The sequence below is a fragment of the Romboutsia sp. genome (assembly GCF_051659545.1).
Classification (GTDB): Bacteria; Bacillota; Clostridia; order Peptostreptococcales; family Peptostreptococcaceae; genus JBOFOR01.
Window position 1 is genome coordinate 1 of sequence record NZ_JBOFOR010000030.1, and the last position, 5896, is coordinate 5896.

General features: G+C 26.6%; 6 protein-coding genes. 3 read left to right on the forward strand and 3 right to left on the reverse strand.

The genetic code is table 11. The features are described from left to right. Positions 1-322 precede the first annotated feature (322 nt). Both ACRC03_RS01705 and ACRC03_RS01710 read left to right on the forward strand, forming a co-directional pair. Positions 323-1072, forward strand: coding sequence for a GGDEF domain-containing protein (locus ACRC03_RS01705; RefSeq protein ID WP_438650823.1), 750 nt, complete (start codon positions 323-325; stop codon positions 1070-1072). A gap of 94 nt (positions 1073-1166) precedes the next feature. Continuing rightward, positions 1167-1868 carry an ATP-binding protein gene (locus ACRC03_RS01710; RefSeq protein ID WP_438650824.1) on the forward strand — a complete coding sequence of 234 codons (702 nt, stop codon included), beginning with the start codon at positions 1167-1169 and terminating at the stop codon, positions 1866-1868. Positions 1869-1954: 86 nt separating this feature from the next. Here ACRC03_RS01710 and ACRC03_RS01715 read toward each other — a convergent pair whose 3' ends face one another. Together ACRC03_RS01715 and ACRC03_RS01720 are read right to left on the reverse strand one after the other, a co-directional pair. Further along, complete coding sequence (locus ACRC03_RS01715; protein WP_438650825.1) at positions 1955-3373, reverse strand: hypothetical protein; 1419 nt, start codon at positions 3371-3373, stop codon at positions 1955-1957. Next, positions 3363-3914, reverse strand: a complete 552-nt coding sequence (locus ACRC03_RS01720) for a sigma-70 family RNA polymerase sigma factor (RefSeq protein WP_438650826.1) — start codon at positions 3912-3914, stop codon at positions 3363-3365. The genes ACRC03_RS01715 and ACRC03_RS01720 overlap by 11 nt, the downstream gene beginning before the upstream one ends. A 301-nt stretch (positions 3915-4215) precedes the next feature. Here ACRC03_RS01720 and ACRC03_RS01725 point away from each other — a divergent pair, with 301 nt between their 5' ends. Continuing rightward, positions 4216-4653 (forward strand): hypothetical protein, encoded by a 438-nt coding sequence (locus ACRC03_RS01725; protein WP_438650827.1) that lies wholly within the window; start codon positions 4216-4218, stop codon positions 4651-4653. 128 nt (positions 4654-4781) lie between these two features. On the opposite strand, the gene ACRC03_RS01730 is transcribed toward ACRC03_RS01725, so the two are convergent. After that, positions 4782-5690, reverse strand: a complete 909-nt coding sequence (locus tag ACRC03_RS01730; protein WP_438650828.1) for a VanZ family protein — start codon at positions 5688-5690, stop codon at positions 4782-4784. Between the last annotated feature and the right edge of the window lie 206 nt (positions 5691-5896).

A 5896-nucleotide genomic window follows, 5' to 3' on the forward strand; every position in this document is an offset into this window, starting at 1 on the left:
TGATAGATATATTTTAGAGGGGATATAGAATATAAAAAATAATCATTGCGTAGTTCACGCCATCTCAAATAGGATGAACTGACATGGACTAGTTAATATTAATTAGAACCCAGCAGGCTTATATAATAGAAATATTATATAAGGTGAATTAAATCTAAGAATATGGTGTTCTTAGGGCTAAATGTTATTGGTGAATATATTTATATACTCATGAGTATATTTAGATAGCTTTAGTAGAACGGTTATACTTTGTATTTATCGTTTATTCTACAATGGAATAAATCAAGCTTCAATTATAGCATGTATATGTATTTTGTTTTATTTGTTGATATTTAAAATTATCAATGATAGATTAAAAAATCAGTTTGTAAAATGGTTTTTAAAACTAATAATGGTTTTATTAGTATCAAATGTAAGTTTATTATACTTATTATGGGATAATGAAATTATCAAAGAAACATTAGTTACTTTTTCCATAACCCTTCTATCTGTTGGAAGCTTAGAGTTCTTTTTATTAGAATATGTGAGACGTTCCAACGAAGCATTAAGAATGTATAAAGAAAATTCAACAAAAGATCACCTTACAGGACTTAATAATACAAGAAACTTTGATACACTAACTAATTATAGTTTTAATGCTGCATTAGAGAGTAACGAAAAATTATCCTGTTTGATGATAGATATAGATCATTTTAAGAGAGTCAACGATACTTATGGCCATGCTGTAGGGGATATTGTCCTTAAAGAACTTGCAGGTATTTTAATTAAGAGTTGTAGAACATTTGATATTGTTGGTAGAGTTGGTGGTGAAGAATTCTGCGTAATCCTACTTGATTCTTCAATTGAAAGGTCCTTTGAAATAGGCCTAAGAATAAAAAACACTGTAAAAGAACATGATTTTCCTATTGGAAATAACCAAAATATTAATATAACTGTATCAGTAGGAATTTCAACATTTCCTGATACAATAGCAGACCCAGAATATTTAAAACAAGAAGCAGATAAGGCTCTTTATTTAGCAAAACAATCTGGTAGAAATAAAGTTTGTAACAAGATTGAATGCTCCATATAAAAGTTTTACTTTTTTTAAGTATGTAACGTATGTTACATACTTTTTTAAATATTTATAGTATATTGTAACTATACTAAATTAGGAGGTACATAATATGAAAAGAAAAATAATTGAAATAGATCAAGATAAATGTATAGGTTGTGGCCTTTGTGCCAATGCTTGCCATCAAGGAGCAATTCAAATAGTAAATGGTAAGGCAAAATTAATGAGTGATTCTTATTGTGATGGTTTAGGTATGTGTTTACCCGCTTGTCCCGTTGATGCTATAGCTTTAATAGAAAAAGAAACTGAAGAATTTGATAAAGCTAGAAAAGGATTTGCCCTTAACCAAGATTCATCTTGTTCATGCCCAGGTTCTAAGGCTGAGATAATCAAACATAGTACAGATAAAAATAATCTTGAGGATACTTCAAATAGTACAAAATTAGAATCTGAATTAAATCAGTGGCCTGTTCAATTAAAACTTGCAAGTCCTATGGCTAGTTTCTGGGATAATGCTGATTTATTGATAGCTGCTGACTGTTGTGCTTATTCATATGCTAATTTCCATAAGGACTTTATGAAAGGAAAAATTACTGTTATTGGATGTCCTAAACTTGATGATAACCAATTCTATATTGAAAAACTTACTGAAATATTTAAGACTAAGAATATAAATAGTATAACAGTTACAAGAATGTCTGTGCCTTGCTGTGGAGGATTAGTTTACGCTGTTAAAGAAGCAATTAAGAACGCTAATCTAGATGTTAAATATGATGAGTTTATAATTTCTACTGAAGGAGAAATTGTACAGTAGTCAAAGTTGTACTTATCTTAATTTTAAGAGGATGTAGTTATATTGTTTAAAATAACTACATCCTCTATATTGAATTAATTAATTATTTAATCTATCTTTAATTTCCACGGTCCTCCTACTGTGTAGCTATATCCTGACATTTTAAATCCAACACTTTTAACCTTTTCTTTTCCTTTATAATTTTTATCATCTCTATTAGATAAGTATATACAAATAGTAGCAGATGAACCATCACCTAGCTTCTCTTGAGAAGAACTAGAAAAGTCAAATTTTCCAAAACCAAACCAAGAAATATTTGAAAGAATATTTAAGCTATCAATCTTAATTTTAGCTTTTTTATTGTCTGGATATTCAACATCTAGCACATAGGTATCGCACCCTTCAACTTCTTTTCTAGATACTTTTTTAATTAGTACATTATGACTTTCTTTAGTAATTATGTTATTTGTGTCTTCAATATTAATCATTTTATTTAAGTCAACGCTCTCACCAAATTTTAACTTAGGTAAGTTTATTTTTTTTCCCTCATTTTCAGTACTGCTAACTTGTATTTTATCTATTTCTATAGTATAAGGTTTTTGTAAATTACTAGTATCAAATTTAAATTCGTTATATTTATTATCATCTATAAAATATTCACCTTCTACTTTTTCACCATTAGCATCTACTAAAAATATGTTGCTACCTTTATTTTCGTTAATATGATTACCGTAGTGATCTACTCTAAAATTGAAATTTTCTACATTGGGAATAGCCATTAATTCTGCGTAAAGGTAATTTTCTTCTTCCCTAGTAATTGTACTTAGTACTATGTTGTTTTTAACTTCTTTAGGTAGGTGTTTGTTATATTCTTCTACAGAAGTCGCTTTTTCTAAGTTAATATCGAAGCTAACCTTTGTAGTATTTTTCTCTATATCCATTAAGATTATTTCATATTTAAATTCTTTATTATTTTTGTATTTAAAAGGAATATAAGTATGAGAGTCCCAGGAACTACCGGCTTTATCATAAGTTGAGTTTGAAATATTTTTATCATCAACTATTAAATTTCCTTTTTTATATTCAAATCCTGAGATATTTTTTGCAACTTGCCCAATTTCTACACTCTCATCCTTTGGATTTACTACAAAGCTATTTATTGTTATTTCACCATTTCCTATTTTTTTAGTTATAGGTTTATCTAATATGTATAGTTCTACATCACTTTTTATTATACTTCCACTACTCTTATCGTATTTATATAGCTGATTAACAAAGGCGAGGGCTACAGGAGTACCTATTAATAATATTAAGGCTATTGATGCTACTAAATTTAATATTTTTTTATTTTTATACTTTTTTATTTTAGAATCACCGATTTTCTCATAAGTCCTATTCTTTATTTTATTATTGTCTACATCTATTGAATTTAGCTCTTCTTCACTAAAAAAATTGTCAAAATCTAATTCTAAATTTTCATTTTCACTAATCCCTTCGATTAAATCATAAGTATATTTATCCTTCATAGTTGCTCCTCCCTTCTAAAAACTCTTTTATTATTATTCTACATCTATATAGTCTATTTTCTACTGATGCTCTACTAGTTTTAAATTTTTCTGCTATTTCATCTATTTTGTAGTACATAAAATACCTATGATAAAAATAAGTTTTATCAGGCTCTTTAAAATTCTTTATAATATTTATTATTTCTTCACTATTTTCTTTGTCTAAAATAATATGTTCTGTGCTTTCTTTAGTAGTAAGGTTCTCTTGTAAATCTACTTTTGAAAGCTCTTTTTTCTCTAGCCTTCTTTTATAGTCTAAGGCTAAGTATTTTGCTTTTATAAAAATAAACGTACTAAAATTCCCTTTCTTTTCATCAAACTCCTCAATATTTTCCCATACCTTATAAAACACATCACTTACACACTCTTCTACTTCTTCTTTTCCAAAGTTTCCTATAATTTTATATACAAGAAGGTATACTTTCTTATTATAAGTTTCAATTATGTAATCAAGGCCTTTGGTATCTTTTTTTCGTATTTTCTTAATCATGCGTCTTTCCATATCTGACCTCCTTTATCTACAATATACTACGTAGTGTTATTTTAAAATCTCTCAAGTTTTTTAATTTTTTTATTAAAGCTTCTGTATCACATGTATTATTGCTTAGAGAATTAAGAATAACACATATAAGTAATTTGATAAAATATAAAAGATTCGCTTCACTTGAGCTACCTGTCGTGGAAACACTTCATATCGCCAACGGCTATGGGTGTCCAATCTTACAAGTAGCCTAAATCCTAAGTTGATTTTTAATAAAATGATAGATACTATTTACTTAATATAATGTTAAGGAGATATTTTTATGAAATTAAAGCAATTATTAGCTACGATAATAATAAAAATAAAAAATATACTTTTATCTAAATTTAGTTATGTACTACTAATATACTTGTTTTGTTATTTAATAGTAGTGAATTTTATTTCAATGTATATAAACCCATCAAATTTAGAGGGAGTAGTTAATTTTGAAGTTATGATTTTAAAAAACTTTAATATAACTAGTCTTATACAACAGTTAGTATTTATTGTGATTGTATTCTGTTCTTTGCGTGGTAAGAAATGGGCATTAGATTGGCTAAGTGCAATTTTGATATTAGACGTAATAGGAAATTTAATGATTATTGAGACATCTAATTTTTCAATGTATAACATAATACTAATTATAGATATAATTATGTCGATACTAGTGTTCTATTGTATATATAATAGGGGTGAAAAATTAGATAATAGGTCTACCTAGCATATTTACCTAAAAGTCACTAAAGCTTACTAAAATCAAATAATACCAATAAATACATAGTAAATTACTCATGTATTTATTGGTATTATTATAAATAAAAACTTGCTATTAAAGTTCTTATTTTGAGTTTATTCGTGATAATCTATTATTGCTACATCACAGACATTATTATTTATCCATAAATCTATAAATGGTTCATCTTTTATAAATTTATATAATTGTTTTTTACTAATTTTGCTATATGTTATTATTGTCTTTTGAATATTTCCATTTGGAGAATATTCATAAGTAAATTTTTTCATGAAAAATTTTGTATTATCATTTATCTCATATTTTCCATCTTCTTTTGGTTTAAAATCTGAATTATCTCCTATAAATTGTTTGGTTACATTTGTAGCAATAGTTTCCTTGTCTATATCTATACATATTGATTGCAAACTCCTGTTTTCTAAATCTAAATCACCTACTATTTCTTCATTTACAATTTCAACCTTTGTAGGGAGTATATTGGGCTGATATAAATATAGAGAATAGAATCCAGTCATTCCAAATATTCCTAAAAATCCCAAAATGCATACTTGAACTTTAATTTTATTCTTTAGCATATTTTCAATACTTTTGTAAATCAATATTCCTACTATTGCCCCTAAGGTATTAAGTATTAAATCGTCTGTATCACTAGCTCCTAATCCAACTATATATTGAATAAGTTCAAAGGATAAACTAACTAAGAAACATATTAAAATAGACTTTTTAAAGTTAATCTTCTTAAAAAGAACGAGTATTAACATTCCCATAGGTATAAAAATAGCAACATTACCAACAACATTTTTTAGTGCCACATCCACACTAAAATTCCCCTTAGAATAATCACCTATAAACTTAAAAGGTATAAAATTAAATGACCTTAATTCTGTTGTAAAACCATATTTGAATAAAATTATTTTTAGCAATGCTAAGATGTATACAATACCAATCCCCCATAATCCTATTAATATAATTCTACTTATATTTCTTTGTTTCGCCTGCGTATCCATGTTTAATCCTCCTATTTTTTATAAATAAAAGCCACTACTTAATTTAATTGTATCAAATTAAGTAGTGGCCTTTTTTAAGATAATCTTACGATAGTCTTAAGATTTTCTTACATTTTATTATTACTTTAAAGCTATATAAATATTAATATTAGCATTTTCATAGTCTGAGTCTAGATACTCCTCAAAATCGGCTACATAACTTCTCT